This is a genomic window from Leptospira sp. GIMC2001, assembly GCF_028462125.1.
Taxonomy (GTDB): Bacteria; Spirochaetota; Leptospiria; order Leptospirales; family Leptospiraceae.
Genome location: NZ_CP115468.1, coordinates 1,515,852 through 1,529,499 on the forward strand (window position 1 = coordinate 1,515,852; position 13,648 = coordinate 1,529,499).

The following is a 13,648-nucleotide window of genomic DNA, read 5'->3' on the forward strand; positions in this document are numbered from 1 at the left end:
ATTAATCTAATTTTTCATAGAAATCAATTAACTCTAAACATGCATCGCAATCTCTATATTCTTCATCCGTATAGTATTTCCCCGAAAGTCTTAAAGTAAATGAGTTTGAAAATATATTTTTTAGAACTTTTAATTTTGCATCTTCAATTTTTAAATCGGCTTTTTCTATTACCGAGGCATTACTATTAACATTAGTAAACTTATCAAAACTATCAATTGAATACTCAATTTTTTCATTAACTCCTGACAATATCATTCTTTCAAAAAAAATCCAATCATTTCCAGTATAAGAAAAAACAATTCTTAAATATTTTTTCTTACCCATTTTAATTATATATAATTCGATAGACTTTTTAGAGAAATAACCTACAAAATCTTCATGAGTATAAATTGAGCGATCTTCTATTTTATCATTTTTTACTATTATTCTAGATTGGGGTGATATAGACTTATAACCTTTTTGTGAAGCTGCGCAACTCATTGTCGTTGCTATTAGAATAAAGATTATCTTTTTCATTGTTTTTCCTCTTTTTAATTTTATAAGATTTCGCATAACGATTCAGACTACCCGACGTAAATTCGAGCTGAGTCTCGAAGAGACGTTAGCGCTGAATTTATGTGTCGAAGACCAAGCTCTGCAGTCGCTTCAGCGACAATCAGAGCGCAGTGGGTAGTCGGAGTTATTTGTAGTTTTGGCACGCTAACTTAAAATTAATGTCTTTGAGAAAACCGCGATCCGACTGCAGCATCTTTCTACATTAAGAATTTGCCGAATTCTCTCAATAAACTTTCACTTTCGGAGATAATGCACTTAGCATAATTGAATCGAGCAAGTTTAAGCCAAGCTAATCCCTAAGACTTTCTGATTTATTAAGCGGTTTTCGAAAAGAATCATACCTGACTTTCAATTAGAAGCCAAAATTACAAATAACGAGGAGCGTTACTGCCGTTCGGGATAGCCGAGTCTCCAAAGGAGACGTTGGCGTTGGCACGAGATTGCTTGAGCAAAGCGAAAAAGCAATCGCAGTGACACCCGAATGGGTCTGAAGCTCCGCTTCTTCAAAGGCAAAGGAGCGAAGACGTTTCCAGTAACGCGGAGTTATTCGCCGGTTTTTTTATTAATCTTAAACTGCAATTGGAAACTTTTCTATATTATTCATCTTTTCTTGCATTGCAATCCAAAGATCATACTTGCCCTGCATGTTAATCCAACTTTCTGCTGATGTATTGGTGGCATACCCTATTCTTAAAGCCATCTTCGGAGAAACACCTGATTTCTGATTTACTATTTCGGAAAGTGTCTTTCGTGATATTCCTAAACTTTTCGCCGCTTCCGATATAGTCAAATTCAATGGTTTAATTACATCTTCCAATAAGACTGCACCTGGATGAGTCGGCTTTCTACCTTTTAATCGATTCATTAATGATAATCCTCATAATTCAGTAATATAGCGTCATTATCAATAAATTCAAACGTAATTCTCCAATTACCATTCACCCAGACAGACCAACGATTTTTTTTATCACCTTTAAGTGAATGTAACTTGAATCCTGGTAAATTCATATCGGCTGTATTCTTTGACGAATCTAATCTATCCAAAATACGACCAATCTTTCCCACATGATCAGGCTTTATTCCTCTTTTACTTCCTGTGTTGAAAAATTCCTCCAATCCTTTATGTAAAAAAGATTTTATCACCTGAGGTTAATGTAAACTAAAGGGTTACAGTGTCAAAACTTTTTTTACATTACATCGTAAATAATCTTATTTATTTTTTTCTAAACTAAAATGATGGAGATCTAACTGATCTAAAATAATCTTAAACCTGTATCTACACTATTCTTAAATTAATTGATCCAATAGAATAGCTGAATAATGAAATTATTTATTCGTAATTCTAAATTCTAATATTGAGTAAACTGGCGAATAACGAGGAGCGTTGCTGCCGTTCGGGATAGCCGAGTCTCCAAAGGAGACGTTGGCGTTGGCACGAGATTGCTGTGAACGAAGAGAGCAGGGCAATCGTAGTGACACCCGAATGGGTCTGAAGCTCCGCTTCCTTAAAGACAAAGGAGCGAAGATGTTTCCAGTAACGCGGAGTTGTGCGTAGTTTTAATTACATAAATACTGTGGATGATAAAGACCGTCCTCTTCCACTTCATAGTCATAATTTTTAGAAGAATATTCTTCGTAAACTGTCCACTGTTCGGATTTATTTTTAGTCCAAATTTTCCGGGTATCGCTTATACCAGTAACTATGCGATATCTTAAAATATCTGGCTTCAAATCTCCATTAATATCAATAGCAAATTCTAAAGAATTTAAATTGTCAGGAAGATCAAGGTTAATAATATTCTCCTTTTTTAAACAAACAAATTTATCTACTTTGGGATAAATGATAATTCCATAAGGATAGAATAGTCCTTGTAATATTAAATCGTTTATATAATCCCTATCGTTTATTTTATCAAAATTCACCCTAAATCTTCCATATAATCCTTCAGAAGCTTCCAAAAATCCTTTCCTAAAAGTACTATCACCGGAATCATCAAAATATTGAAATTCAACAAAACTCACATTTAATTTAATAGGTTTTTTTATTTTATTTGAAAAAGGATAAAAATAAACTTTAGAGTTTATCTTTGGTGGAAAAGTAAATCTATAGGAACCAAATTCTAAAGTTGCATTTCTTTCTTCTTTTTTATCATATTCAAATTGCACCTCAGGTTTAGAATCTATAAATAAATATTCAATATTCGATTTTGAAGTTGTATCTTCCTTTAAAAACCCAGAAAAAACATATCCAATACTGAAATTATAGACTACTTTAAACCACTTTCCTTCAACATTTTCAGTTATAAAAAATAAATTTGTATCTTCAATTTTATGAACTATGGAATTCCATGGAATCGTTAAAATAGCTTGAGATGAGGCATCGGGAATTTCTCTTAAGACTAAACCGCTCTTAGCTGTAACGATAAAGTTTGAATATACTTCATTGTGTTGACTAGATTTTTCTTCCGATAAAATAACATTTTGCTTGTCAGATTTATTTTCAGAACAATACAAAACAAAGAATATAATTAAAATTGAAATCTTCATAGAAAAATTTAAATTCTCAGAAAACGTTTTTAAAATTACGCACAACGAGGAGCTCAATCGCAGTTGTCGATAGCTGAGTCTTGAATTTCCCGAAGGCCTCCGTGCCTGAGGATTAGAAATTCAAGACGTTAGCGTTGGCACGAAATTGCGACGAACGAAGTGAGGTAAAGCAATTGCAGTGCCACGACAATTGCCCCAAGCCCTCTTCCATAGCTTCAAAGGGCGCAGGGGGTTTCCGATTGAGCGGAGTTAGCTGCCGTTATTGTTTATTTCAGCATCTATATCGACAATTTCCCTTTTCTGGATCAGAAATGAATCTGGTAATCTCTCGCAGCGATATAGTTTCACATCTCTAGCCCCACTTTCCTTTAATGCTACCGTCATGCTCTTCATATCCTCAATAGGTGTTTTTAGACCGAAAATAAGCTCCTTTAAGCAATCTATTGAATGTATAATATCTTCATTTTTCATCCATGAATTCAAACAGAACGCCCGAACCTCCTGCTCATAAGCCCAATCAATATATTTAGTTTTCAAAAATCGCTCAACATATTGATCTTCAATAAGTCCATTCGCTGTTGGAGGTGGGTCACTGCTATATAGCACATCAAATAAAACAAAACGACCAATATCACCCAATCCAAGGTATTCTAGCTGACCTTTTTCAATGTCAATATATTCAAGATTTTCATCTACTTTAGGCTCAAAACCTCGTGCAAAGCCAGTATGATTGTGAGCATAGTGAGACCACATCAGGATGCTGTCAAATCGCCGAGAAAAGCAAGAAACATATGCATTATAGCGTATATTTTCCTTTCGCGGGAAATATAATCGATTCTGATCTGTATTATTCGCAACCGCAATGGCTTTCAGCATCCAAATTTTCTGTTCTATACTCTTGGAACTTTCCCCGTTCTTTTTCAAATAATTTCGCCACTGCTCTTCGGTACCCTCATGCCGCACTCTGATTTCAGAATCAAATGGATCATTAAAGGTATTAACATTTGAAAAATGTATCCATCTGTTTTTAAGATTCGATAAATGGTACTTTCCGAGTGAGGCGTATTGATAAATCATAATATAGTGCTTCGATAATGGCAGCTAACGAATGAGCTTGCCGACGTTCCTCGTAGCTGAGCCTCCACAGGAGGCGTTAGCGTCGGCACGGCTTCTTGCTTTTGCAAGAAGCGTGACGGAGAGGAATGTGTCGAAGACCGAGCCGGTAATCCGGCGATGCGGCAAGCGAAAGTTATTCGAAGGCACTTCTTATATATTTGAATGTATATATAATTTAACGAAATTGTCAAATTAGCAATACTAATTTTTTATTTTTTTTAAACGCGCAGGCATGGGCAATTGAAACAGTCGCGCAAAATTAGTAAGTTTGCTAAATTCACATTATGAACAGGCTCACAATGACTTAATCTCAAAAAAAATGAAATGGGACTCTCTAATGAGTAATATCTTTCTCGATCATTGTCCATTCCGAAACTAGAGAAAGCTTAAATCTGATCAATTAGAAAATTATGTTGGACTTTATTAATTATTGAAACTGTCTATAAATTATTTTAAACATACTAAAATGAGTTTAAAGTTCAATCTGTTATGAATTGAGTCTGAAAATAAAAATTATTCGAAAATAAAAAAAACGACTATCCTTAGATTAGTTTTCGAAAATATAAAGCAGAATTTTCATAGTTAAGTGCTTCATAGAAGAAAGCAGCTCTTCGTGTAGCTAGTCCGATTATAGATATATTATTTGATTTTGCCCAATTCTCAAAATCCCTCATCAACATTTCGCCAACTTTTTTTCTTCTGAACTTCTCCATAACCATAATTTCTTCTAAAATAGCAACTTTTCCATTTGCATAAAACGTTGAATGAAAAAAACCAAGACAATAACCTATTATCTTTTTATCTAACATGGCTACCAAAATAATAGATTTTTCATCAATTATATTTTCGCTGTATGTAACTTTAAAGCATTCGAAATCAACTTTAAACGTCGTAGAAAATAGTTCCACTAAGTCATACACTCCTTGAATATCATCTGTCACAGCCTTTCGAATAATAATTTGTGAATCAATCATTGCGTTAAATTAGATCATGGACTTTAAGTGCTTTCGAATAACGAATGAGCTTGCCGACGTTCCTCGTAGCTGAGTCCAGCACCATTTAGTGAGCTTAGCGAACGTTTAAAATGGTGCTGGACGTTAGCGTCGGCACGTCTTCTTGCTCTGCAAGAAGCGTGACGAAGAGGAATGTGTCGAAGACCGAGCCGGTATTCCGGCGATGCGGCAAGCGAAAGTTATACGAAGGTGCAAATAATTTCAAAATTAACATTTTTTCTTTAGAATGTGGTTGACATTTTACCACATGTGGTTATAATGATACCACATATACAGGAAGTTAAATAGGAGAAAAAATGAATGTTTGGGGAAAAGGTAAAAGAGCATAGACTGATGATTGATCTTGGTCTTCGAGAATTTTGCCGGGAAATCCAGGAAGATCCGAGCAATTGGAGCAAGGTTGAAAGAGGAGTTTTAAATCCTCCTCAAGAAATGGAGAAGTTGTATAAAATCGGCAAAGCATTAAAGCTAAGAAAGGAGTCTCAAAATATGTCTGAATTAATCGATTTAGCACGCATCGATGCTGGACGGATACCAGATGACATTGTTGAGAATCCAGAGATATTAGGTTTGTTGCCTGCTTTTTTAAGAACTGTAAGAAATCAAAAACCTACAAGTGAGGAAATTGATAATCTAATCGGATTATTAAAAAAAGGAGTGTAAGTTTGGAAAAGAAAGTTAAATATCTAAACAAAGATGAACTACATTGCAAAGTTGAAGATTTTCGAGGCCAGTATTGGCCTCAAAGTTTTCCTGTCGATATCGAAATAATAATTGAAAGACACTTAAAATTGGAAATTATACCTCTTCCTAATCTTTTAAGGGATGGGGGAACAGAAACTTACCTTACTTCAGATTTTAAGAAAATTATAGTTGATTCTGAGTTATATAATAACGATAGGCTATTACCAAGATTGAGATTTGGTCTTGCCCATGAAGTAGGGCACTACGTTCTTCATAGAAGTTTTTATGGTTCGTATGATGTGAATTCTTGCGAAGATTATAGAAATTTTATTTCTAATTTGTCAGAAAGTGATTATAGTAGATTAGAATGGCAAGCAAATGAATTTGCCGGAGGATTACTCGTAAGTAAAAAAGATTTAGTTGATGAACTTGAAAAGCTTAGAGATAATTTTAATGTTCGAAAAGTTTCAGATCCTGCCATGTTATTAGCTAATAAATTCAAAGTTTCGAAACAGGTTGTAGAAGTTCGTTTGAGAAGTATAGCCTAATTTTTTTTGCACTTTCGTATAACGATTCAGACTACCCGACGTAAATTCGAGCCGAGTCTCGAAGAGACGTTAGCGCTGAATTTATGTGTCGTAGACCAAGCTCTGCAGTCGCTTTAGCGACATTCAGAGCGCAGTGGGTAGTCGGAGTTATTTGTAGTTTTGGCACGCTAACTTAAAAATACTGTCTTTGAGAAAACCGCGATCCGACTGAGGCATCTTCTTACATTAGGAATTTGCCGAATTCTCTCAACAAACTTTCACTTTCAGAGATAATTCACTTAGCATAATTGAATCGAGCAAGTTTAAGCCAAGCTAATCCCTAATACTTTCTGATTTATTAAGCGGTTTTCGAAAAGAATTAAACCCGACTTTCAATTAAAAGCCAAAATTACAAATAACGAGGAGCGTTGCTGCCGTTCGGGATAGCCGAGTCTCCAAAGGAGACATTGGCGTTGGCACGAGATTGCTGTGAACGAAGAGAGCAGGGCAATCGTAGTGACACCCGAATGGGTCTGAAGCTCCTCTTCATTCAAGGCAAAGGAGCGAAGACGTTTCCAGTAACGCGGAGTTAGACGGCGTATGTTATTTTTTCTTATTAAAGAATTTTACTCCTTCTAATCCTCTGAAATCATTATCTTGCGTCCATAGAATTGCGTTGTTTAAATATGCTGTAGAATAAATTAAACTGTCAGCCATAGGTATATTTTTATTAATACTTACTTTCGCTGCATATATTGCGATTCGTGAATCTAAATCAATTACTCGTCCCTGCTGCATGTGAGCGACGATTTTCAATGCTTTGTCTTCACCATGCTCTTTACACACTTTTTTAAAAATTTCAAATATTGAGATACTTGGAACTAATAATTCATTGGTTTTTTCTATGGCTTCGGCAAAGAGATCCGATCTCGATGATCCACTAAAATATTCTAACCAGCCTGAAGAATCGACAACATTCAAATTCTATCGCCTTCTCGTTCAATTTCAGTATTTAAATCTGGTATTAAACCTCTTAATTTCTTAATTGGTTCAATCGGTATTAATTCAATTCTATTTCCAAATGTAACTATTTCAAGTTTCATACCAACTTTGACACCAATTAGATCTCTAATTTCTTTAGGAATTACGACTTGAAATTTCGGTGAAACCTTAACTTGACTCATATCGATACCTCATTTGTAACACTAGAGACTGATCGATAAAAATCAACATCTTAAATGTTAAAATCGATCACATTTCTTATGATTAAACCTAGAAAAGGAAAACCGATGAATACTATAAATTAAGATCAATGATAGTAATGTATTACTTAAGTTTTTTGTTTTAAATACTCAAAACGCCGTAATACATTGCACCTTTAAATAAGAAGTTTTATTGAATCATTAAATTAATTTGAGTAAAAAATTTCTAATTCAGGTTGAGCTAAGACATATGCCGTCTAACGGTCTGACTATCCGACGTAAATCCTAGCTGAGCCTCAAGGAGGCGTTAGCGTTGGCACGAATTCTTGCCTTGCAAGAATCGTGACTAGGATTTATGTGTCGCAGACCAAGCCTGTATTTCAGGCGCAGCGGATAGTTGGTGTTATCTGTAGCCGCCATCTTCTCGGCACGGATGCCGAAGTTCCTAGACAGTATTTTTGTCTTGATTAATTGCTTTCAATTCAAATAAGAGCAAATTGAATCTGAAGAGAAAAATTATCTCTCGAACTTCACATCCGCCTCTGAATCTTTCATTTTTTCAATCTTGAAATCGTTGATTGGCGTTTGGAGATTGCGTATAACATATAGCTTATACGTAATGCGAAAATCAGAATAGCAAAACTTTGTTGGAAAATTAAAAGTTAATTCTTTGATTTTTTTAAATTTTTCAACAAACGAAAGCGAAAAAGTATTAACAAACTTAATTGGTTAATAGCTTTTATTTTCTTTATCCGCTGAGAACCTAAATCAATCTGGGAATTTCAATTTAGAGAAGGTAATAATAATTTAATAATGAAAAGCAAAACTAAAATCTGAATGAAGCTTCTTTGATCTTTTGTAAACATGAAATAAGCTAAAACAGCAATATCATCTGAACAAATCCTTTAATTCACATTCTAATTAGTTTTTACAATAATAGGCGGTTAAAACTTTCTTCCTCTGAATTAATTCTTTTAAATATAAAAAAGCGGACACGATGTCCGCTCTTCTAGGCGGTTGCAGATAACGATTCAGACTACCCGACGTAAATTCGAGCCGAGTCTCGCAGAGACGTTAGCGAAGAATTTATGTGTCGTAGACCAAGCTCTGCAGTCGCTTTAGCGACATTCAGAGCGCAGTGGGTAGTCGGAGTTATTTGTAGTTTTGGCACGCTAACTTAAAAATACTGTCTTTGAGAAAACCGCGATCCGACTGAGGCATCTTCTTACATTAGGAATTTGCCGAATTCTCTCAACAAACTTTCACTTTCAGAGATAATTCACTTAGCATAATTGAATCGAGCAAGTTTAAGCCAAGCTAATCCCTAATACTTTCTGATTTATTAAGCGGTTTTCGAAAAGAGTTAAACCCGACTTTCAATTAAAAGCCAAAATTACAAATAACGGTAAGACTATCCGACGTAGATCCTAGGTGAGCCTCCATAGGAGGCGTTACCGTTGGCACGTATTCTTGCTTTTGCAAGAATCGTGACTAGGATCTATGTGTCGAAGACCAAGCACTGGGTTCTTCTAGAACTCAGTGCGCAGCGGATGGTCATTGTTATCTGCTGCTGCCGTCATTGAGGCATGGATGCCGATAACTTTCAAAATAAACTTTAATAATCTGATTCTTTTTGTAAATAAACTTAAATCTAAGTTCATTTAGATCGCTTAAGTGTAATTCCTTTTTTTTTCTTTGATCTTTTAACTTAGAACGTCCGCTTATAAAGGCAATTTTTCTGAGATAATTTTTATGTTTTTCACATAAAACTTTAGTGAAACTGTAGAACATACACTCATGAGACAGCTTTATAAGCGTACTTTATTTTTTTCAAATTAAAATTTTGAAACCTAAAAATAGATTTAATTCTAAAATTTTATCGGTATTCGCTACCAAAAAGATGTTCTAGTAAATCAGGAATTTGCTTTTATAAAACTTTCAAAACTATTATTAACAATGATAAACACCAAAAATGAGTTTAAAAAGTCTTTCTTTTTCTTTGAATCAATTTCAAATAAAACTTGTAGAACTCGAGATGAACATCGTTTTACTTCAATGAAGAATTGGTATTCAGATCTTACGTTTTCAATTCCAAATATAATCTTTGACAAAACTTATTCAATAGTTTTTTTAAATCAAAAATTATCGATCTCATCAAATGTGGATTTGAATTTACTTTCTTTGTCTTATTATTTTATTCGTGTTATGTGAAATTAATTAGACCTTTCTTGAAACAAAACAATATTCTCTTAAAGGCTTTTTAAATTCGTCCTTTTTTATTCAATAAGCGGACACGATGTCCGCTCTTCCAGGCAGTTGCAGATAACGAATGAGCTTGCCGACGTTCCTCGTAGCTGAGCCTCCAAAGGAGGCGTTAGCGTCGGAACGACTTCTTGCCTTTGCAAGAAGCGTGACGAAGAGGAATGTGTCGAAGACCGAGCCGGTATTCCGGCGATGCGGCAAGCGAAAGTTAAGCGTTGTTCCGAAATATTTTGAGAGCTTTTTCAAATTCAAGATAACCTTCTATTCCGGCTCCTGGTTCATTTAAACACCATTCTTTTACTTTATCAAAGTATATCCTTTGATTGCTTGCGACTAACACTGCTTGATCTAGACAATCCCGAGATTTAAAATAGAAAAAAGATGCTAAACGATCTTTAACACAATCGGTTGGAGAGAGTATCCTTAATATTTTTCCATCAACTTCTATTTCATCTGGTTTTATTCTATAATCATCACCAATCGAAACTGGCGAAGAAACAAATTCAACAAATAGATGAGCGCACATTGGATGGCGATAATGCCTTCCAAATTTTTTAAAATTTAATGCTTCCATCGTTTCTCTTATTTCTTTGCCGCGAGATATCAATGGTTCAACCATATCTAAATCACCAGATCTGTATGCGCCTTTAGAATAAATAGAAACTACGGAACCTCCAACTAATACGGAACTTATTCCTTTATTAGCAAGATGCCAACCAACAAATTTCCAAAGATCTTCTTCCGTTACTTTTTCCCAGTTAGGTTCTTCCATAAACTGGCTTTCCTTTGTCCCTTGGGCGTCGCCTTGAAGAGAACAGAATTTCTTTATCATTTATTGAAAGTGAATTATAATAAACCTCTAAAATTAACTTGAGACCTTTAACGAAAGGCGATTTGGGATTAAACGAATAGACTCGAGACTTTCCTATATTCTTTGAAACTAGTACCCCAGCTTTTTCAAATCTTTCTAATTGATTTTTAATAGGTGTAAGTGCTACACCATAATCTTTAGCAATGGCGGAGGCATGTAATTCATTGTAATGGAAAAGATGAATGAGAACTTTCGAAGCTGTCTTATTTCCAAATATTCCATCCAAAACCATCACAATACTACTGTGTTTTTTACTCAAATTTAATCAACTATATTTTAGTTCATATAAACTAAAATATAGTCACATTCGGAATTACGCTTAACGAATGAGCTTGCCGACGTTCCTCGTAGCTGAGCCTCCAAAGGAGGCGTTAGCGTCGGCACGTCTTCTTGCTTTTGCAAGAAGCGTGACGAAGAGGAATGTGTCGAAGACCGAGCCGGTATTCCGGCGGAGCGGCAAGCGAAAGTTATTCGTAGTTGTCCCAATTATATAATTACATTAGTCTCAAATATACCATTCAAATCTTTTCTTAAAATTTTAATGAATAGTATTTTGAATTCTGACACTGAAATTGAAATATTTTCCTTCAAAACAATCTGAATTGCTAATAATTATATTTTATATTATCATAAACTATTTAACAAAAATAATATGATGATTATCAATTAAGGCTTTATGGTTTGTGGCGCGCTCTCAAACATATTTTTTTTTCTAAATATTAATCTCTTTAAATCCATTCATTCTGTTGTATGTATAATATACCCTAATGTTTTTCATAGTATTATCATCTAATCCATACGCAGCAGTCAAAGGGGCTTTAGGGAATTTCGCTTTTTCCTTTGTATTAAAAATTGCAATAAAATACCAATTATATCGATCCATTTTGTCCATTCTATCTGAATTTTTTTTAACAAAACGTTTCAATTGTTCGAGATCAAACTCTCCTTCATAAGCATAAAGTTCCAGATTACTAAGGATCTTTCCATTTTTCTCTTCCTTAGCGTTCACGAAATTATATGGAAAAATTTCTGGAGGTGCCGATGGACTGCATCCAAAGACTAAAACTAATATTAAGATCGTATTTCGAATCATACATTCTCCTCTTAAACTTAAACCTATTTTTGAATAATATTTTGTCAACTATTAAATAACAAGAATTTGTTGAAATTAACTTTAATGTAGTTTAACTAAAAAAACCAAATAATATCAGTATATCTCTATTATTTAATTCGCAGAAAAAAAATATAAATAAACCAATTATAAAGATTAAATTCCTTACCTTAACTACTTTCTATTTATTTTTTTATTCATTTGTTTCTTTCTTGTTAAAAAGCAAGTGATAAATCTTAGCAATTTTCTTTTTCAATTATTAATCAATCAATTTCACTTTTATACTAAATTTGCAAGGCGAATATGAGCCGATCAAAAAGAGTATAATGGACAATTACGAATAACGAATGAGCTTGCCGACGTTCCTCGTAGCTGAGCCTCCAGAGGAGGCGTTAGCGTCGGCACGTCTTCTTGCTCTGCAAGAAGCGTGACGGAGAGGAATGTGTCGAAGACCGAGCCGGTATTCCGGCGATGCGGCAAGCGAAAGTTAGTCGTCGATTCACTTAATCTGGATATTCCTTAATAAATTTTTCTGTAATTTGAACGTTAGAATGTATGCCTAATTTTTTGATATACATACTTGCCTCTTCAATAAAATCTTCTGACATTTCATTTAATTCAAAATAAATCAAATCTACACTTTCAAGTATTTCCATAAAAGGATTTACACCTATACCAATTATTATTTTTTTATCTTTACATAAATATCTTGTTGCAACGCATTTTTTATATAATATATTTCTTCTTAAATCATTTAATCTTTTATAATCTGATCGGATATCCATTATGAAAAAAATGTACACAATTCCTGAAGGTGATATAATTGTTCTCGTACTTACTTTTTCGAGATCTAAATGATTCTCCAATATATCTAGAAATGAAATACTAAGAATTCTCCTATTGAATCTACTTTCTAAAGCTAATAACCTTAAGGGCTCTTCTAGCGAACTAGAATTTAATACTAAAGTTTTATTAAATTGATGAAATGAAAAATGATTTATCAAATTATCCCAAAAATAACTTTTTCTTTCTTCATTTAATTTTTTATAGTATGAAGGATGTTTTAAATAATTTTCCCAAATTCCTTTTTCAAAAAATGTATTTATGTTTACATCTGGGAATTCCTTATTGTTTTTGCAATAGTATGCAATCATATCAATTTCTCTTTCAGTAATAATTTCTTTTCCATTAGTGAAAGATTCTTTTTTATCTAAATAATTAACAAAATCCATTATTGTATTCAATTCCTTGAAAATTAATAATGTGGATATTTCATCAAATATATGAATATATTTTCCGTTAAAAAGTTCATGTCTGTAAGTAAAATTACCTTCACTTCCGAAAGCAATCGCTATTCTATAAAATTTTACTTCCTCGATATTATTTAAATTTAAAATCTGATTGTTAGTTCCATAAAATTTAATATTTCCTAATAAAGCTCTTTCTGCTCCCAATATCTGTTTTATAGAGTTCGTTATAGCCTTTTTATACCATCTTTTTTCCCGAATATTTTCATCTCTTTCAGAAGATAAATTGATTTCCTTCACGGAAAAAATAATTACATATGGATGGACATAAACTAATAGATCAGTTAATTCTTTATTATTGTCTAATCTTTTTGGATTTGGATGACTCCACATTTTTAAGAAAGCTAATTCACACAATTCTTTTGTTAATTTTTCTGATCTAGTCATGGTAGATATATGAATTGACGACTAACGATTCAGACTACCCGACGTAAATTCGAGCTGAGTCTCAA

At 33.7% G+C, this 13,648-nt stretch carries 14 protein-coding genes; 2 read left to right on the forward strand and 12 right to left on the reverse strand.

What is annotated here, in order from left to right; translation table 11 throughout:
* Nucleotide 1: 1 nt before the first annotated feature.
* The 6 genes from O4O04_RS08330 to O4O04_RS08355 all read right to left on the reverse strand — a co-directional run bounded on the left by O4O04_RS08330 (nucleotide 2) and on the right by O4O04_RS08355 (nucleotide 5,193).
* Nucleotides 2–517 carry a hypothetical protein gene (locus tag O4O04_RS08330; protein WP_272535373.1) on the reverse strand — a complete coding sequence of 172 codons (516 nt, stop codon included), beginning with the start codon at nucleotides 515–517 and terminating at the stop codon, nucleotides 2–4.
* Nucleotides 518–1,124: 607 nt separating this feature from the next.
* The gene (locus tag O4O04_RS08335) at nucleotides 1,125–1,421 is read right to left on the reverse strand and encodes a HigA family addiction module antitoxin (protein ID WP_272535374.1); all 297 of its coding nucleotides are present in this window, start codon (nucleotides 1,419–1,421) and stop codon (nucleotides 1,125–1,127) included.
* Nucleotides 1,421–1,699: a type II toxin-antitoxin system RelE/ParE family toxin gene (locus O4O04_RS08340; protein ID WP_272535375.1), complete on the reverse strand. Its 279-nt coding sequence runs from the start codon at nucleotides 1,697–1,699 to the stop codon at nucleotides 1,421–1,423. The genes O4O04_RS08335 and O4O04_RS08340 overlap by 1 nt, the downstream gene beginning before the upstream one ends.
* 414 nt (nucleotides 1,700–2,113) lie before the next feature.
* Complete coding sequence (locus O4O04_RS08345) at nucleotides 2,114–3,103, reverse strand: SH3 domain-containing protein (RefSeq protein ID WP_272535383.1); 990 nt, start codon at nucleotides 3,101–3,103, stop codon at nucleotides 2,114–2,116.
* A gap of 249 nt (nucleotides 3,104–3,352) precedes the next feature.
* Complete coding sequence (locus tag O4O04_RS08350) at nucleotides 3,353–4,180, reverse strand: DUF2971 domain-containing protein (RefSeq protein ID WP_272535384.1); 828 nt, start codon at nucleotides 4,178–4,180, stop codon at nucleotides 3,353–3,355.
* A gap of 581 nt (nucleotides 4,181–4,761) precedes the next feature.
* On the reverse strand, nucleotides 4,762–5,193 hold the full coding sequence (locus tag O4O04_RS08355) for a GNAT family N-acetyltransferase (protein ID WP_272535385.1): 432 nt from the start codon (nucleotides 5,191–5,193) through the stop codon (nucleotides 4,762–4,764).
* Nucleotides 5,194–5,532: 339 nt separating this feature from the next.
* On the opposite strand from O4O04_RS08355, the gene O4O04_RS08360 reads away from it, so the two are divergent.
* Both O4O04_RS08360 and O4O04_RS08365 read left to right on the forward strand, forming a co-directional pair.
* Nucleotides 5,533–5,895 (forward strand): helix-turn-helix domain-containing protein, encoded by a 363-nt coding sequence (locus O4O04_RS08360; protein ID WP_272535386.1) that lies wholly within the window; start codon nucleotides 5,533–5,535, stop codon nucleotides 5,893–5,895.
* Nucleotides 5,896–5,897: 2 nt separating this feature from the next.
* On the forward strand, nucleotides 5,898–6,464 hold the full coding sequence (locus O4O04_RS08365) for an ImmA/IrrE family metallo-endopeptidase (protein ID WP_272535387.1): 567 nt from the start codon (nucleotides 5,898–5,900) through the stop codon (nucleotides 6,462–6,464).
* Nucleotides 6,465–7,046: 582 nt separating this feature from the next.
* On the opposite strand, the gene O4O04_RS08370 is transcribed toward O4O04_RS08365, so the two are convergent.
* The 6 genes from O4O04_RS08370 to O4O04_RS08395 form a co-directional block, all read right to left on the reverse strand.
* Nucleotides 7,047–7,424, reverse strand: a complete 378-nt coding sequence (locus O4O04_RS08370) for a type II toxin-antitoxin system VapC family toxin (protein WP_272535389.1) — start codon at nucleotides 7,422–7,424, stop codon at nucleotides 7,047–7,049.
* Entirely contained in the window at nucleotides 7,421–7,627 is a 207-nt protein-coding gene (locus O4O04_RS08375) for an AbrB/MazE/SpoVT family DNA-binding domain-containing protein (RefSeq protein ID WP_272535390.1), read from the reverse strand. Before O4O04_RS08375 ends, O4O04_RS08370 begins: the two co-directional genes overlap by 4 nt.
* A gap of 2,488 nt (nucleotides 7,628–10,115) precedes the next feature.
* Entirely contained in the window at nucleotides 10,116–10,679 is a 564-nt protein-coding gene (locus tag O4O04_RS08380; protein ID WP_272535235.1) for a hypothetical protein, read from the reverse strand.
* Nucleotides 10,666–11,010: a winged helix-turn-helix domain-containing protein gene (locus O4O04_RS08385; RefSeq protein ID WP_272536050.1), complete on the reverse strand. Its 345-nt coding sequence runs from the start codon at nucleotides 11,008–11,010 to the stop codon at nucleotides 10,666–10,668. The genes O4O04_RS08380 and O4O04_RS08385 overlap by 14 nt, the downstream gene beginning before the upstream one ends.
* A gap of 480 nt (nucleotides 11,011–11,490) precedes the next feature.
* Complete coding sequence (locus O4O04_RS08390; RefSeq protein ID WP_272535392.1) at nucleotides 11,491–11,871, reverse strand: hypothetical protein; 381 nt, start codon at nucleotides 11,869–11,871, stop codon at nucleotides 11,491–11,493.
* 521 nt (nucleotides 11,872–12,392) lie between these two features.
* The gene (locus tag O4O04_RS08395; protein ID WP_272535394.1) at nucleotides 12,393–13,583 is read right to left on the reverse strand and encodes a hypothetical protein; all 1,191 of its coding nucleotides are present in this window, start codon (nucleotides 13,581–13,583) and stop codon (nucleotides 12,393–12,395) included.
* Between the last annotated feature and the right edge of the window lie 65 nt (nucleotides 13,584–13,648).

Coding starts and splice junctions, on each gene's coding strand:
- O4O04_RS08330 (WP_272535373.1), bottom strand. CDS start 517: ATGAAAAAGATAATCTTTATTCTAATAGCAACGACAATGAGTTGCGCA.
- O4O04_RS08335 (WP_272535374.1), bottom strand. CDS start 1,421: ATGAATCGATTAAAAGGTAGAAAGCCGACTCATCCAGGTGCAGTCTTA.
- O4O04_RS08345 (WP_272535383.1), bottom strand. CDS start 3,103: ATGAAGATTTCAATTTTAATTATATTCTTTGTTTTGTATTGTTCTGAA.
- O4O04_RS08350 (WP_272535384.1), bottom strand. CDS start 4,180: ATGATTTATCAATACGCCTCACTCGGAAAGTACCATTTATCGAATCTT.
- O4O04_RS08355 (WP_272535385.1), bottom strand. CDS start 5,193: ATGATTGATTCACAAATTATTATTCGAAAGGCTGTGACAGATGATATT.
- O4O04_RS08360 (WP_272535386.1), top strand. CDS start 5,533: ATGTTTGGGGAAAAGGTAAAAGAGCATAGACTGATGATTGATCTTGGT.
- O4O04_RS08375 (WP_272535390.1), bottom strand. CDS start 7,627: ATGAGTCAAGTTAAGGTTTCACCGAAATTTCAAGTCGTAATTCCTAAA.
- O4O04_RS08380 (WP_272535235.1), bottom strand. CDS start 10,679: ATGGAAGAACCTAACTGGGAAAAAGTAACGGAAGAAGATCTTTGGAAA.
- O4O04_RS08385 (WP_272536050.1), bottom strand. CDS start 11,010: ATGGTTTTGGATGGAATATTTGGAAATAAGACAGCTTCGAAAGTTCTC.
- O4O04_RS08390 (WP_272535392.1), bottom strand. CDS start 11,871: ATGATTCGAAATACGATCTTAATATTAGTTTTAGTCTTTGGATGCAGT.
- O4O04_RS08395 (WP_272535394.1), bottom strand. CDS start 13,583: ATGACTAGATCAGAAAAATTAACAAAAGAATTGTGTGAATTAGCTTTC.